The organism is Algoriphagus sp. SE2, from assembly GCF_039563885.1.
Lineage (GTDB): Bacteria > Bacteroidota > Bacteroidia > Cytophagales > Cyclobacteriaceae > Algoriphagus.
Genome location: NZ_JBCLWJ010000001.1, coordinates 171,855 through 186,999 on the forward strand (window position 1 = coordinate 171,855; position 15,145 = coordinate 186,999).

Consider the following 15,145-nt stretch of genomic DNA (forward strand, 5'->3'; position numbering starts at 1 on the left):
GTTGCTTTAAAGTGAAATTATTCCTTCTATGTTAGCAACTTTTTCATAAATATCAACTATTTGATCAGGTGTTTCCATCATAGCCTGAATCGTAGTGCTGACATATTTGCCTCCAGAACTAGGTTTAATCTTTATTTCATTTTTAGGAAAATAGACTGCTATTTCATTCTCCTTGCCGCTAGGCACAATAAACTTAAACATATAGAGCATTGGAAACTGTCCAGATGCCTCTAATTTTTCTTTGAAGTTTTCTTTATCAAAATTCCTGTCCATGGCTTACACCCTTTAAGTAATTCCAAATAGGTTTAAACAAAGAACCCATGCCGACTGGCATGGGTTCCGAAGTTGTAATGTTTATTAAAAGAATTTATATCGGTAGTCTTTAACATCTGCTAGATCTTGCAAGGCCATCATAACCTGATAGGATGTTCGCTGAGAAGCACTTTGTGTCAATTGATTTTGGAATCCGCTATAATCGCCAATTTCGGCAGCTGGTGTTAAACTATTTAGTTTAGCAACAATCACACCCACATCTTCTTTTATCGGTGCGGTCATTTCTCCGGAATTCTTTAATCCAAAAACAGAACCTATTGCTCTTGGAGCAAATCCAACACCTGGAATTACAGATGCACTCAGTTTCAGATCTGGAGTTGTATTCAATGAAGCTTCAGGGAACTCTGCTTGCATTTCTTCAAGCGTAGATTTTCCATTCAATCTCTCAGCGATCAAAGAAGCTTTCTTATCATTTCTTACCTGAGCCTCTACTTGAGTACGTACATCTTCCAGCTTAGCATCTCCTTCTTCTTTTTTGCTGATTAAAGAAGCTACAATGTAATTGTTATCCAATTCGAACACTGGAGAAACTTCATCTTCCGAAGCTTCCGTGAAAGCCCATCTAATGACTTCTCTTGCATTCTGTATGTTATTGATGTTTCTGCTAGTTGCATCCACGTTAGTTGCCTCTAGGACTCTGTAACCATCTGCAGCAGCATTCTCATTGAATTCAATTCTGTTTCCACTGGAAGCAGCAAATGAATCAGCATTTCTGAATGCTTCGTTTCTGGTTGCGTCACTAGCTACAAGTTCAAGTTCCAATACTGCCACCTTAGTGTATTCAGTCAAAGGCATTCCAGTCACCTCAATGATATGGTAACCATACTCAGTTTCTACCAGATCATTAATCAGACCTAAAGAGTTCTTATCAAAAACTGCATTTGCAAATGGTTCAACAAAATCTGCTTTTGCAAAGTAACCAAGATCTCCACCATTTTGAGCGGTACCATCCTGACCATATTGACTAGCTGAAACTGCAAAACTTGCTCCACCCTTGATGTCAGATAATACCTGCTCAGCTTGAGCTCTAACAGCGGCTTTATTAGCTTCATCCATTCCTTCAGTGCTAAACAAAATATGAGAAGCTCTCATTCTTGGTGCTCCATCATATTTATCTGTAATCTTATAGGTTACATAAGATGAATTTGCAGTCACAAATGGCCCATAGGTAGCACCTTCTTCAATTTCCTCCACATTTGAGGTCAAACCAACTGGAAGCTCAGTTCCTGGAGCGTAGGAAAAGAAAGGAAATTGAGATTCTGAGTTTCTGGATACGAAAGTTGAATCATCGTCAGTATTCTTCAATTCATCTGTCAAGACCTGCATTTCAGAAATAACATCAGCTGAATCTTCCTTGCTTGGCAAAATACTAAAGCTTACATATTCTAGATTGGCACTTGTACCTGTTCTGAATTTACTTTGGTTCTTGCTTAAATAATCCCTCATTTCACTTTCACTTACTGAAACCGCAGAATCTGCAATCGCATAATAAGGAACAAAGAGATGAGTTACATCCGCAGTAGTGTTTGCTGCTCTATACTCATATTTTGCTTCTACTGAAGTGGTATATTCAGAGAAGTTAAGCATGTTGTCATATTTGATTCTCAATCTGGAATCAGCAAACAATTGTTCTTGTTGGGCCCAAAAAGCCTGCTGTGTAGGATCAGCCGTCTCTAAGGATTGAAGGAAAGAAACCAATTGAGTTTTATCGAATTCACCTGTCTGAGGATTTACCAATTGCTGACGCAATTCAGCTACAATATTTTTCCCCTGCACCATATCAACTAACTCTGCATCAGAGATAGTCAATCCAAGTTTTTCATACTCTTCCTTGAAAACTTTCTCTACAATGAGAGCTTGCCATGCTTGTTCTCTTACTGAAAACATCTCTGGCTCAGAAGGTGCTCTACCTGTTCTTTGTTGGAAGGCAGCTCTAAACTCCTCCACGCTTGCGATGTATTCCTCATAGGATATTTCTTCGCCTGCGATTTCACCGACTATATTTTGATTTGAATTGAGCAAGGTAGAATTTGGACTTAGCAAATCTCCCCCCAATAGGAATAAAATCAACCCGCCGGCAATTACGCCGATTGCGAGACCCGTTCTCTGTCTTATTTGTTTAATTAACGCCATTAGTATTTCTACGCTTTTTTAGAAGTGTCGCAAAATAATAGCATTAGGGTCGAAATTCAAAATATATTCTGAATCAAACCTTTAACTAAAAAATCCCTGAGCTATTGATTTTGAGTTTTACTGAGTCAATTCTATGGTCTTGTTTGGTCATAATCGTAAAGGTATATGGCCCAAAAACGACCGATTCGCCCTTCTTGGGCAGGTTTTCAGTCAACGATAGGATCAAACCTGAGAGCGTTTCAAAATCTCCATATGGTAATTCCCATCCATATTTATCATTTAAATAATCTATCTCATGTCTCGCACTTAACAAATATTCATAATCTCCGGTCTTTTGTTCGATCAAATCATCACTGTCGTACTCGTCTTCGATCTCTCCAAAAATCTCTTCTATGATATCCTCCATTGAAACAATTCCACTGGTTCCTCCGAACTCATCTACAACCAAAGCCAAGCTTTTTCTCTCCTGAATAAATTCAATTAAAAGCTCATTTGCCAAAGCAGATTCCGGGGCTATAATTATTGGAGTCAGGATTTCTTCTATCGTTTTTGGCTTTTTGAATAGTTCCAATTGATGACAATATCCAATGACATCGTCTATTGTTTCGCGGTATACAATCACTTTTGAATGACCACTCTCTGCAAAAACTTCTTTTAATTCTTCAATTGAATCTTCAATCTCAACTGAAACAATATCTGTTCGTGGAACCATACATTCCCGAACCCTAACGGTCTTGAACTCTACCGCATTGTCAAAGATCTTCGTATCTATGTCTGCCTTTCCTTCCTCTTTCTCCTGAGTCAAATGATTTTGAATAAAACTATTCAAATCGGTTACAGTAAAAACTGGTTTGTCTTCGCTATACTCCAACCTCAAAATTTTGGTAATAAAGAATCTCGAAAGCTCAACTACCGCCCACACGATTGGGTACATAAGAAAATAAATCCCTAAAAACGGCAAAGCGAAAAAAGTCAGCATGCTATTCGGGTTAAGCATAAATAGACTCTTAGGAATAAACTCTGCAGTGACTAGAACAATTAATGTGGACGAAACTGTCTGAAGTACTAGCACAAATGCTTCATTGTTTAAGCTTTCAGGAAGCATCATCTCGATGGGGTCTTCCAAAAGAAAAGCCATAAAAATACCATAGAGTACTAAGGACACGGTATTTCCCATCAAAGTAGTCCCGATAAATTGCCCGGGATTGTCCACAAAAGTGCTCAAAACACGGCCTACTAGTGAGCCTTGCTTTCTTTGTAATTCAATCTGAAGCTTATTGGAAGAAATAAATGCTATCTCCATTCCCGAAAAAAATGCGGAAAAAAGCAATGTGATAATGACATAAATAAGATAAGAGATATCCATTCTTAATGCTTTTTCCTTTTTTTATTTTTTTGCTTGGGGTCTGGAGTTTCTTTGGGTTTGTTTGTCCTTCTATATTGAAACCAAAATAATAAGGCCACAGCAAACATAAAAACAGGATAGGAAACTTCTACACCCTGGGTAAGGCTCAAATGAATACCTATAATGACTAAGGCCAATGCAAGAGATAATATTACGACGTCGGGTAATTTCAATTTATTTATTTTCTAAGAATCAAATATATCATGAATTTACATTCCTTCTCCAGGAAGTAAGGTCCTACTATCTCTTATATTTTTCAATTTGTAATTAGTAAAGCTTTCATCAGCTTCCATCCCTGTTCCATTAAAAAGTGTCTGTCCATCACGAACTGTTACAAATTTTTCTGTGTATATCTGTTTCTTATTTGGGTTCCAAAACATCTCTTCCGCCTTTAGAGATTGGTCTTTCAACATGTTTTCAACCTGAACATCCCCCACACCTTTATAAAGGTTATCCTCTCTAAGATAATATCCTTTATTAGCTTTCATTGTGGTGGTGATATTTCCCTCTTCATCAAAAAATTGGATATCTATTCCTTCCGGAAATTCTAAATTCCCATTTTCATATTCAAGTTGCTTTGCCGCTTTGATCTGTGACCTCACAATCGCTGAGTCACTCTGCACCAAATTTATGTTAATAGCACTGTTTATTGGTCCATCATAAACATTTAAATCCGATGCATCCATATCTTCTCTGCATGAGCCAAATGCTATCAAACAAAAAGATCCAATCGCTAAAAAGAGGCTATTTTTCACGAGGTAAAGATAATTGAAAATTAAACAATAAGTAGGCAACGAAAAAAGGGCAGCTCTACAGCTGCCCTTTTTATATTATTAACTAAAATTAATCTCTAGTTGCCAAAGTAACAGTTTCACCGATCCAGCATCCTGTGTTGATCGTGCCACCCACTTGTAAGCTTTCAGTAAACAATTCTTCCTTGGAAGGGAATCTTTGTCTTGCCTGAGCCATACCATTACTGTCGCCTGCTCTTTGGTAAGCATTATAAGCAGCAATGTAGATAGAGTAATCTTTTGCACGGCTAACTCCACCTTTACAATCATTGGCAGATCCCATGTACAAGTCTCCGATTAGCTTCCAAGCATCCTGAGATTTAGCCTCGTCCATTGCAGCAGCTTCTTTTGCAGCAGCTCTAGCAGCAGATTTCTGACCTTTTGCTCCGTAGATTTTTGCAAGCTCAAATTTAACTTCTGCTTTTTGAGCATCGTTTTCAGCTAGTGTCATTGCTTTTTCCAATACAGGCTCAGCTTTCTCGTAATCTTTTTCCTGTAAATATCTCATCGCTCTTACCTGAGAAGTTGCGAAAGTAGGATTATTATTATCCTTGATCTCCAATGCTCTCAAAAAAGCATCAGATGAGAAACACTTATATTGTACAGAGTAATTAAAGATCTGATCAGCTAATTTTTCATTCGTTGGATCTGCAGCAAGCTTAGGTCCCATGGTGTTTTCGATGAAATCACAATCGATTAATTCCATAGCCACAAGCAATTGCTCTAAAGTTCCTCTTTGGCTTGTTACATCTTTACCTTCTGCCTCAGCTTGAGTAAGCATCGCCTGAACTTTATCATGAATATCTAGGATTTCCTCGGGTGTATAAGCTTTATTATAGGCGTAGTTTCTATAAATTAAATCAAAATAAGCTGCTGTCAATTGGTAATTGATAGTACCATTTAATTCCATTGCTTTTTCAAAGTCGGCAATCGCATCTTTCAGCTTGTCTTTATCACTTTTATAATACTGATAGCCATAATACGCCTTGTTTTCAATCCATTTTGGAGCGTTATCATATAACTGTTCTCTTTTTTCATATAGAGCAATTACAGAATCCTGATACACTCTTTTCTTCTCCTCATCGGATACAGCACCTGCCGCAGCGTTGTAGATAGTCGTTCCATTGATATAAATAGACTCATTTAATTCAGGAACGTTGACCAAAAGCCAATGTAAAGGCTTCGTTGCTTCTATAAACTGATCTGACTTCATGTAATCAGTGTAAGCGGCATTCAATTCTCTTGCTTTGGCTTCTTGCGCAGGATCAGATGGCCAATTCCATCCATCTTGCGCTTGAACCACGCCAGCCATCAAAACGGCTGCTAGACCTAATAGGGTTGATTTAATTTTCATGGTTATTTATGCTTTATTCAAATACTCGTTTATAAAACCAACTATTATCATTAAGTGAAAATCCAAATGTAAAGTTCACATATCTTTCTTGGATCAAACCGTTATCGGTGGTACCTCTTTGCCCCACTTTCATTGCAAAATTCAACAATGATAATTGATTTACAGGAAATGAAGCTCCAAAGTTGATGCCAATATCATCGATATTCGTTTGGTTCAGATAATAAGGAGTCTGCTGATATTCCAATCCAAAACGAAAAGTAGTTCGCTTAAGATAACTATCAATAGATTGAATATCTGGCACAATCTGAAATCCTAATCCAAGTTTGATAGCTTCTTTCAAAGATAAGCTCTCTCCAAAGAACGATTCAAACTTTTTGAAATCCTGATACTGCCCCTCAAATCCAATCACGAATTTATTCATTTTTTCAAATGTAACCCCAAATCCGACGCGATTTGGAATGTAAATACTGCCTTTTTCATCATTTGCAATCAAATCACCGTCTGAATCCGGATCGCTAGCTTGGCCCAAAGCAGCCAATTTGGCAAAGGCTTTTCCATTAACGTTACCAAGACTCTGATAAATGGCGCCAAAATGCAAACTATTATTCTGAGAAAGTTTAACTAAATAATGTGCACCTGCTTTATACCCAATATCACTAACTGTTAATCTTTCATAATATTGAGTTGTGTTGCCAACTTGGTTATTATTGTCATTCAGCAGCGTTAAGACATTATTCCGAATAGTTGATCCAAAAAGATAAGATCCCTGCAAACCCAAGCTCAGATTCTTGGTGACTTTGACCCCCATATTCAAATAAGCTTCAGATATTCCTCCATCTCCCTCGATGTAATTATTTGCTCTCAATTCTGCATTACTAACTTGGCTATCAATTTGAAGTCTATAATTCACACTAGTGATTTGATTAAGCCCCATACCCATAGTCACTTTTCCTGACTTCCAGGGAAGTGACATCGCCACATAAGATAAGCCTCCACCATCTACATCAGAAGTTTCAGAGCCATTGTTGGCTTTGATATTTTTATAATTCAAAGCCGCCTGAAAATTAAAAATTGTATTGTAGGTAGTAAGGGCTGGGTTCACAACGTTGGCATTCCAACCTGTGCCATAACTTATTCCAAGTCCCCCCATTCCTTGATTTTGGGTAAGCCCAGAATAATTAAATTCCCCGATGCCCAATGCACTATAGGTAGAAGCCGAGGACTGTGCCTTAACTTCAGAAAATATGAAAAGGATGCTTGCTACACCCAGTAATTGCAGTTTTAATTTACTCAACATTGTGGTTTAGAATACAATTCAATCCATGCAGGACTAAATTTTGGACTACAAATATGTGGTCTTTTGCTAATGATTCAAAAGATTGAGCGTCTCCACCACAAACAAAGACCTTTATTTGGGGGAATTTTTGCTCATATTTTTGGATTTGGCCGAGAATTTCTAATTCTATTCCGTACCAAATACCAATTTGCATACAGGTAATAGTATCGGTACCAATGAAATCACTTGGCTTTTGCTGAATGTCAACCATCGGAAGTCTGGCAGTTAAATTTTTCATCGCTTTAGCTCTCATCAACAAGCCAGGACTAATAGCTCCTCCACGATAAATATTATTTTCATCCACCAAATCGAAAGTCATACAACTTCCCAAATCAATCACCAATACTGGTCCTTTTCCCACGACATTCCATCCTCCTACAGCAGCAGCCAGCCGATCGAGTCCCAAGGTGGCAGGACTTCCATAGCCATTGCCAATAGGGAATTTCAATTCTTTCTTGAGAAAGATAAATTTAAACGGAAGCTGGATTTTCAGATCTTTCTCTGTCCATTTTACTGAACTCACTAAGCAATTCTGAAAGGAAAGTTTATTCCAGGCCAGTAATGCAGATGGCAAATCCGTATAAACAGACTCATTCACCAATTCATCCTCTTTAAACAAGGCCGATTTGATTCTGGAATTGCCAATATCAATGATTAGATTGTTCATTCAATAAAAGATAGGTCGCAAATTAGGCAATTAAAAAAATGAGGTCTTTTCTACTTCCTTAAATTATCTTTAGAAACTTCAATACTTAACATACTTTAACCCATGGGAACTTCAAACTATCAGGTAATCGGATTGATGTCTGGAACATCAGGTGACGGTTTGGATTTGGCACATTGCCAGTTTGAAAAGACTGAAAAATGGCATTTTGAACTTCTTAACACAGTCACTGTCCCTTTTCCTAAAAGTCTTGGCGAGCAACTTAGGAATGCCCATTTATTAAACTCGCTTGAACTTCATATCCTAGATGTGAATTTTGGAAAATGGATGGGTGAGCACGTAAAAATGTTTTGCCAGGAAAAAAAGATTTCAGCACTTGCAGTTTGCTCTCATGGACATACCGTATTTCATCAACCTCAAAAAGGACTTACCCTTCAAATTGGAAATGGATGGGCCCTACACCAAAGATCAGGACTGAAAGTAATCAATGACTTCAGGATGCTTGATGTACAACTGGGAGGCCAAGGTGCTCCTTTAGTCCCGATTGGAGATCAGCTTTTATTTCCAGAAATAGACTTTTGCATCAATCTTGGCGGCATCGCTAACATCAGCATGCAATGGGAAGGTAAAAGAATTGCTTTCGATTGCTCCCCTTTCAATTTACTCCTGAATCCCATTGCAGAAAAACTGGGAATGCCATACGATCAAAATGGGAATTGGGCTAGGGAAGGAACTGTCAATCAGGAATTACTTGAAAAATTAAATCAAATTCTTTTTTATCAATTTAAAGGTGCCAAATCTTTAGGAAGAGAAGATATGGAAGAGGTATTTACTCCAGTAATCCAAAGAAGCGGGCTTTCAGATAAAGATAAATTGGCTACAATTGTTGAGCATTATGCGATTCAACTGGCTGCAATCATTCAAAATTATAGTCGAAAAGAAATCCCCAGAGTATTAATCACAGGAGGCGGTGCCTATCATTCCTATTTTTTGGAAAGGCTTGACCACCAGTTGAAATCAAAATGGGAAAAATTTGAAGCTTCCAATGAATTAATAGAGTTTAAAGAAGCCCTTATTTTTGGCTTTTTGGGAGTTTTGAGACTAAGAGGAGAAACGAATTGTCTGGCATCTGTAACCCATGCAAAAATTGATTCTTCCGGAGGAACAATATTTGGGTAACCATCCTAAAAACAAAATTATTTTGGGTGTAATTTTTTTATACTTTTGGTCGAAATATAAACCCAAAGAGTAATGCAGGAATTATTAAAAAAATTCGAAAATAAGCAGGCAGAAATAGTTTTCGAGTGGAGTGACAATGAAAGTGAGGCCGAAGGCTGGGTGGTCATCAATTCTTTGAGAGGAGGGGCTGCAGGAGGCGGTACACGAATGAGAAAGGGACTGGATAAACGAGAAGTTGAATCTTTAGCCAAAACCATGGAAGTAAAGTTTACAGTTTCAGGTCCCGCTATAGGAGGAGCCAAATCAGGGATAAACTTTGATCCTAGTGACCCGCGAAAAAATGAAGTTTTACAAAGATGGTATAAGGCAGTAATGCCACTCCTGAAAAATTATTACGGAACTGGAGGAGACATGAATGTGGATGAAATTCATGAGGTTATACCGATTACAGAGGCTTATGGTCTTTGGCATCCTCAAGAAGGGATAGTAAATGGTCACTTTCAAGCCACTGAACCCGAAAAAATCAAAAAACTTGGACAACTAAGACAGGGTGTTTCTAAAGTATTGGAGGATCCGCATTTCACCCCAAATGGACCAAAGAAATATACTGTATCAGATATGATCACCGGATATGGTGTGGCAGAGGCTGTTAGACATTATTATAAAATATGGGGAGGAAATATTAAAGGAAAACGAGCCGTAATTCAAGGTTGGGGAAATGTCGGTGCAGCAGCAGCATGTTTTTTAGCTGTTGAAGGAGTGAAAGTTGTTGGTATTATCGATAAAGATGGCGGAATAATCCGAGAGGATGGACTGAGCCTGGATGAAGTAAGGCAATTATTTATTGATAGAAATGGAAATAAACTGGTAGCTCAGGATATGATTCCATTTCAAGAAATCAATGAAAAGATCTGGGATCTTGAGAGTGAAATATTTATTCCTGCTGCGGCTTCTAGATTAATAACCCAATCTCAAGTAGAAAGAATGGTGAATGCGGGATTGGAAGTGATTTCATGCGGTGCAAATGTACCATTTGCAGATCCGGAGATTTTCTTCGGGCCTATTGGGCTCTGGGCTGACAGAAGAATTTCCATTTTACCGGATTTTATTGCGAATTGTGGAATGGCCAGAGTCTTTGCTTACTTAATGAGCAAAAAGGCCGAAGTAACTGATAAAGCCATATTTGATGACGTTAGTAAAACAATTGAGAAAGCTTTGAAAAAAACATTTGCTGAAAATCCGGAAAAAACGAATATTGCTCAAAACTCCTTTAAAATAGCTTTAGCTCAACTCGTATAAATTTTAATGGGAAGTAACGCTAGCAAAAGTTAATTTTCAATTATTCTTGCTAGCGGTTATTTCTCAATTGGTGTCTTTCACCCAAAATCAGTAGTTTAGCAAAAGCCAAGTCAGGATACAAACGCAGGAAAAATTAATTAATTTAACCGAGAAGATTGCCCAGAAGACCCCAATTTGCCTAATGAAGAATATTATTTTAAGTTTCTCTATACTTTTCGGAATACTCTTTCTTGGTGGTTTACAACCTCAGCAAAGCTATGCTCAAGAACGAGAGACCAAAGAAACTTTCTTGGCGCAAGCTGATCAGACTGATTCTGAGCATGCTGAAGCAACACACATGGAACAAGCTGATCATGGTGATGAAGAGCACCATGTAGCGCCCACTTGGCTGGTTATCCCTTTTGTGGTATTACTATTAATGATCGCAACAGGCCCCTTGTTTTATGAGCATTTCTGGCATAAAAACTATCCCAAAATTGCCATGGGACTCGCTATTCTTGTCGTCTTCTATTATTTGTTTATACTTTCCAATGTTCATGCTCCTGTTCATGCAATGGCGGAGTACATTCAGTTTATTGCCTTGTTAGCATCCCTTTACATTGCATCAGGTGGTATTTTGATAGAAATAGATAAAAAAGCTACGCCTTTTGCCAATGTTTCATTATTACTTATTGGAGCGCTTATTTCGAATCTGATCGGTACAACAGGTGCTTCCATGTTACTGATCAGACCATTTATTAGACTCAATAAGGGAAATATTCAAGCATATCACATTATCTTCTTTATTTTCATGGTAAGTAATGTGGGAGGTTCGCTCACGCCTATTGGTGACCCACCATTGTTCCTAGGTTTCTTAAAAGGAATTCCTTTTTTCTGGACATTGGAACACAACTGGCCGGCTTGGATTTTTGCTCTAGGTCTATTGGCACTTGCATTTTATTTTATAGACAAGAAGCTAGGGAAAGCTTCTGATGAAGACATTGAAACAGAAGAAATTACTTATTCCAATAAATTTTCATTGATCGGAATGAAAAATTTCGGGTGGCTATTTATTATTATTTGCTCCGTATTTCTTGATCCAAATGTGATTGATGGGGTGCCAGCGATAGTTTATGATGGACAGAAATTCTCCTATCTCCGAGAAGTAATTATGCTTACTGTAGCTTTTCTATCTTATAGATTTGCTGATAACAGAGCAATTAAAGGGAATGAATTCAATTTTGAGCCAATACGAGAAGTAGCATTTATTTTCATTGGTATTTTTGGTACGATGATGCCAGCTTTAGAACTGGTTGGTAATTTTGCTAAATCTCCAGAAGGAGCTTCTTTGATCTCCCATAACACCTTATACTGGGGAACAGGTACTCTTTCTGGTTTCTTGGACAATGCTCCTACCTATCTAAATTTCTTGGCTGCAGCCATGGCTTCTAAAGGAGCAGATATCAATAACATTGATCAGGTAAGGTTATTTGCAGCTGATGGTTTCCACGATTCTTCCTTCGAATTGATGGCCATTGCTATTGCTTCCGTATTCTTTGGAGCCATGACTTATATTGGAAATGGACCCAACTTTATGGTGAAATCCATCGCAGAGCAAAGTGGAATCAAAATGCCATCCTTCTTTGGATACATTATCCGATTCTCACTTCCTGTTTTACTTCCGATTTTGATTTTGGTCTGGCTTGTTTTCTTTGCTTTTGCCTAAATGCGTGTAGTATTCAAATAATTCGTTGAATTGGAATTATTCCCTTTTCATACACGAACACAGCTATATGAAGTATTAGAATCTTTGCTTTAAAAAATTTTTAGTTTAGATACCCAATAACCTTAACTCAATTGGAAAAACTAGTAACCTAGGTTCATCTGAAAATGAATGAATTTTTTGGTTCTTCTAATAGTCTAATTTTTCAGATTCAATTTTCTCAGAAATAAGGGTTCCAAAATTCTGAAGTAGCCAGAAAGCCATAGACTACTACAATTTCACCTCTTTATACCGAAAACAACTCACTAAATGGTCATTCACGAGTCCTGTGGCCTGCATGTGTGCATAAATCGTAGTACTCCCTAAAAATTTGAAACCCCGTTTCTTCATATCCTTTGCTAACAAGTCAGATTCAGGGGATGTAGCAGGAGTAGGGTCTTCCTCCTTCAATTGGTTTTGAATAGGTTTACCACCCACAAATCCCCAGATATATTCGGAAAAACTTCCAAACTCTTCCTGAATTTCCATAAAGCGTTGGGCATTATTGATTGCCGCAAGGATCTTTAGTTCATTTCGGATGATTCCAGGATTTTGTAAGAGTTCCCGAACATATCCTTCCGGAAATTCTGCCACTTGCTTATAATCAAAATTTGCAAAAGCATCTCTGTATCCCTCCCTTTTTTTAAGGATTGTCGCCCAACTTAGGCCAGCTTGCGCACTTTCTAAGACAAGAAATTCAAAGTGAATTTGATCATCCCAAACTGGCTTTCCCCATTCTTCGTCGTGATATTTGATATAATCAGGAAATCCGAGACACCACTTGCAGCGAAATTTTTGAGAATCCATTTTATTAATTTTTAAAAGATTGAAAATAAAATTAATTCAGAATTGGGATAAAGTGGCAGCATGTCTTACTTTTTCATTTCAATAATATTAATCCAATGATCGCTACCTCCTTTTTGGAAATTAGCGCGAGAGCTTACCGGCAGAATATTCGCTATATCCGATCCGAAATAGGTCCAAAAACAGTCATATCAGCTGTAGTTAAGGGAAATGCTTATGGACATGGAATTCAACAAATGGTGGAAGTTGTTGAAAAAGCAGGAATTCGCCACTTCAGCACCTTTAGCTCAGATGAGGCATGGGAAGTATTAAAATACTCCAAGAAAAAATCGGAAATAATGATCATGGGAATGCTTTATCCCGAGGAGCTGGCTGATTTAATAAAAGCAGGAATTAGTTTTTATGTATTTGATTTTCAGAGACTGGAATTAGCTGTAACTATTTCCAAAAGCTTAGGAATCCCTGGCAAAATCCATATCGAACTGGAAACAGGGTTTCACCGAACTGGCTTTGAATGGAGCTCAAGAGAACGATTAGCCAAAGCGTTGCTGGCTGATTCTTCGCATATTTCGCTGGAAGGTCTCTGTACTCACTTTGCAGGGGCAGAGAGCATCAGTAATTTTGTAAGAGTAAAAAGTCAAATCGAGGTTTATCTTAGATTCAGAGAATATTTTACCCAAAAAGAAGTACTGTTTAAAAAATATCATACTGCATGTTCGGCAGCGACTCTTGTCTTTCCGGAGACAATTATGGATATGGTAAGAATTGGAATCGCAGGATACGGTTTCTGGCCTACGAAAGAAACTTTTTACGCAAAACTTCACTCGCTACCGAAAGCAAATAAAAATCCTCTCAAAAGGCTGATAACCTGGAAAAGTACCGTGATGAGTATTAAACAAGTCAAAAAGGGCGAATTTATTGGTTATGGAAATAGCTTTATGGCACTGAACAACATGCGATTGGCAATAGTCCCTGTCGGATATGGACATGGATATAGTCGCTTATTGAGCAACCAAGGTCAAGTGCTTATTGGTGGACAGTATTGCCAAGTGGTAGGAACTGTAATGATGAATGCCATTGCATTAAATATAACAAAACTGAAAAATATTGAGGTAGGCGATGAGGTGGTATTAATTGGAAAACAAGGAAACAAAGAAATTACCGTTGCCTCATTTTCTGAATCAACCCAACAGGTCAATTATGAGCTTCTGACCCGATTACCAAAAGATATTCCGAGAAAAGTAATTTCCTAATAAAAAATTATGGTCTTATTTTTAAATGCTAAGACTTTCCTGTCCAAATGGTACTTTATGGCTTTTGATAGGGTTACTTTTTCAACATCCTGTCCAATCTGAACTAAATCAGAAATTGTGTTATGGTGTCTTACTCTTGCCACTTCCTGCTCAATAATAGGTCCTGCATCAAGTTCTTCTGTAACATAATGTGCAGTGGCACCGATAATTTTCACCCCTCTTTCATAAGCTGCATGATAGGGCTTTGCTCCCACGAAGGCAGGCAAAAATGAATGGTGAATATTAATGATTCGATTTGGGTAATTCTTGATAAAATCTGCTGAAACAATCTGCATGTATCTGGCCAATACCACAAAATCTACTTGATATTTTTGGAGCAAATCAATTTGCTTTTTCTCTGAATCCAATTTAGTAGATGCTGTAACTGGAATATGATAAAATGTGATATCGAAAGCTTCCACAATAGATTTTAGATCCTGATGATTTGAAATGACCAGGGGGATATCCACTTCTAACTGCCCTGCATGGTGTCTTCCCAGAATATCAAAAAGGCAATGAGAAAGCTTACTGACAAAAATTGCCATCCTTGGCCTAGGTAAATTAAAATAGAGCTTAAAATCCATTTGAAAGTTTAAGGCCACTTCTTTTTCAAACTTGGAGGCGATTTCATCTTTCTCAATTGAGAATGAATCTAATTCCCAAGAAGCACGCATAAAAAACAAACTCAATTCTTCATCCACATGCTGATCAATCTCCAAAATATTGCCATTATATGAATATAAAAATCTGGAGACTTCAGCTACTATTCCCTTTTGATCAGGGCATTGAATTAGAAGAATTGCTTTGTTCATGA

Annotated in this window: 14 protein-coding genes; 4 read left to right on the top strand and 10 right to left on the bottom strand. The window is 37.8% G+C overall.

The features are described 5' to 3' along the window. Positions 1-6 precede the first annotated feature (6 nt). The 8 genes from AAGF08_RS00635 to AAGF08_RS00670 form a co-directional block, all read right to left on the bottom strand. A complete protein-coding gene (locus AAGF08_RS00635) occupies positions 7-273 on the bottom strand; it encodes a DUF493 family protein (RefSeq protein WP_343508948.1) in 267 nt (88 codons plus the stop codon). A gap of 84 nt (positions 274-357) precedes the next feature. Next, positions 358-2,466, bottom strand: a complete 2,109-nt coding sequence (locus tag AAGF08_RS00640) for a SurA N-terminal domain-containing protein (protein ID WP_343508949.1) — start codon at positions 2,464-2,466, stop codon at positions 358-360. Positions 2,467-2,551: 85 nt separating this feature from the next. Then, the gene (locus tag AAGF08_RS00645) at positions 2,552-3,832 is read right to left on the bottom strand and encodes a hemolysin family protein (RefSeq protein WP_343508950.1); all 1,281 of its coding nucleotides are present in this window, start codon (positions 3,830-3,832) and stop codon (positions 2,552-2,554) included. Positions 3,833-3,834: 2 nt separating this feature from the next. After that, a complete protein-coding gene (locus AAGF08_RS00650) occupies positions 3,835-4,044 on the bottom strand; it encodes a hypothetical protein (protein WP_343508951.1) in 210 nt (69 codons plus the stop codon). Positions 4,045-4,080: 36 nt separating this feature from the next. After that, positions 4,081-4,626 (bottom strand): LPS export ABC transporter periplasmic protein LptC, encoded by a 546-nt coding sequence (lptC, locus tag AAGF08_RS00655; RefSeq protein WP_343508952.1) that lies wholly within the window; start codon positions 4,624-4,626, stop codon positions 4,081-4,083. 88 nt (positions 4,627-4,714) lie between these two features. After that, positions 4,715-6,016: a hypothetical protein gene (locus AAGF08_RS00660; protein WP_343508953.1), complete on the bottom strand. Its 1,302-nt coding sequence runs from the start codon at positions 6,014-6,016 to the stop codon at positions 4,715-4,717. Between the two features lie 13 nt (positions 6,017-6,029). Further along, the gene (locus tag AAGF08_RS00665; protein ID WP_343508954.1) at positions 6,030-7,313 is read right to left on the bottom strand and encodes a hypothetical protein; all 1,284 of its coding nucleotides are present in this window, start codon (positions 7,311-7,313) and stop codon (positions 6,030-6,032) included. After that, positions 7,303-8,019 (bottom strand): type III pantothenate kinase, encoded by a 717-nt coding sequence (locus AAGF08_RS00670; RefSeq protein WP_343508955.1) that lies wholly within the window; start codon positions 8,017-8,019, stop codon positions 7,303-7,305. The genes AAGF08_RS00665 and AAGF08_RS00670 overlap by 11 nt, the downstream gene beginning before the upstream one ends. A gap of 102 nt (positions 8,020-8,121) precedes the next feature. Here AAGF08_RS00670 and AAGF08_RS00675 point away from each other — a divergent pair, with 102 nt between their 5' ends. The 3 genes from AAGF08_RS00675 (at position 8,122) to AAGF08_RS00685 (ending at position 12,199) form a co-directional block, all read left to right on the top strand. After that, positions 8,122-9,195 (top strand): anhydro-N-acetylmuramic acid kinase, encoded by a 1,074-nt coding sequence (locus tag AAGF08_RS00675; RefSeq protein WP_343508956.1) that lies wholly within the window; start codon positions 8,122-8,124, stop codon positions 9,193-9,195. A 72-nt stretch (positions 9,196-9,267) separates the two neighbouring features. Next, positions 9,268-10,494, top strand: a complete 1,227-nt coding sequence (locus tag AAGF08_RS00680) for a Glu/Leu/Phe/Val dehydrogenase dimerization domain-containing protein (protein ID WP_343508957.1) — start codon at positions 9,268-9,270, stop codon at positions 10,492-10,494. Positions 10,495-10,675: 181 nt separating this feature from the next. Further along, the gene (locus tag AAGF08_RS00685; RefSeq protein WP_343508958.1) at positions 10,676-12,199 is read left to right on the top strand and encodes a sodium:proton antiporter; all 1,524 of its coding nucleotides are present in this window, start codon (positions 10,676-10,678) and stop codon (positions 12,197-12,199) included. Positions 12,200-12,466: 267 nt separating this feature from the next. On the opposite strand, the gene AAGF08_RS00690 is transcribed toward AAGF08_RS00685, so the two are convergent. Further along, positions 12,467-13,042 carry a DNA-3-methyladenine glycosylase I gene (locus AAGF08_RS00690; RefSeq protein WP_343508959.1) on the bottom strand — a complete coding sequence of 192 codons (576 nt, stop codon included), beginning with the start codon at positions 13,040-13,042 and terminating at the stop codon, positions 12,467-12,469. A 95-nt stretch (positions 13,043-13,137) separates the two neighbouring features. Here AAGF08_RS00690 and alr point away from each other — a divergent pair, with 95 nt between their 5' ends. Then, entirely contained in the window at positions 13,138-14,292 is a 1,155-nt protein-coding gene (alr, locus tag AAGF08_RS00695; protein ID WP_343508960.1) for an alanine racemase, read from the top strand. Here the strand turns inward: alr and purU are convergent. Next, complete coding sequence (gene purU / locus AAGF08_RS00700) at positions 14,289-15,143, bottom strand: formyltetrahydrofolate deformylase (RefSeq protein WP_343508961.1); 855 nt, start codon at positions 15,141-15,143, stop codon at positions 14,289-14,291. The genes alr and purU overlap by 4 nt on opposite strands. Positions 15,144-15,145: the final 2 nt, after the last annotated feature.

Coding starts and splice junctions, on each gene's coding strand:
- AAGF08_RS00635 (WP_343508948.1), bottom strand. CDS start 273: ATGGACAGGAATTTTGATAAAGAAAACTTCAAAGAAAAATTAGAGGCA.
- AAGF08_RS00640 (WP_343508949.1), bottom strand. CDS start 2,466: ATGGCGTTAATTAAACAAATAAGACAGAGAACGGGTCTCGCAATCGGC.
- AAGF08_RS00645 (WP_343508950.1), bottom strand. CDS start 3,832: ATGGATATCTCTTATCTTATTTATGTCATTATCACATTGCTTTTTTCC.
- AAGF08_RS00660 (WP_343508953.1), bottom strand. CDS start 6,016: ATGAAAATTAAATCAACCCTATTAGGTCTAGCAGCCGTTTTGATGGCT.
- AAGF08_RS00665 (WP_343508954.1), bottom strand. CDS start 7,313: ATGTTGAGTAAATTAAAACTGCAATTACTGGGTGTAGCAAGCATCCTT.
- AAGF08_RS00670 (WP_343508955.1), bottom strand. CDS start 8,019: ATGAACAATCTAATCATTGATATTGGCAATTCCAGAATCAAATCGGCC.
- AAGF08_RS00675 (WP_343508956.1), top strand. CDS start 8,122: ATGGGAACTTCAAACTATCAGGTAATCGGATTGATGTCTGGAACATCA.
- AAGF08_RS00680 (WP_343508957.1), top strand. CDS start 9,268: ATGCAGGAATTATTAAAAAAATTCGAAAATAAGCAGGCAGAAATAGTT.
- AAGF08_RS00685 (WP_343508958.1), top strand. CDS start 10,676: ATGAAGAATATTATTTTAAGTTTCTCTATACTTTTCGGAATACTCTTT.
- AAGF08_RS00690 (WP_343508959.1), bottom strand. CDS start 13,042: ATGGATTCTCAAAAATTTCGCTGCAAGTGGTGTCTCGGATTTCCTGAT.
- alr (WP_343508960.1), top strand. CDS start 13,138: ATGATCGCTACCTCCTTTTTGGAAATTAGCGCGAGAGCTTACCGGCAG.
- purU (WP_343508961.1), bottom strand. CDS start 15,143: ATGAACAAAGCAATTCTTCTAATTCAATGCCCTGATCAAAAGGGAATA.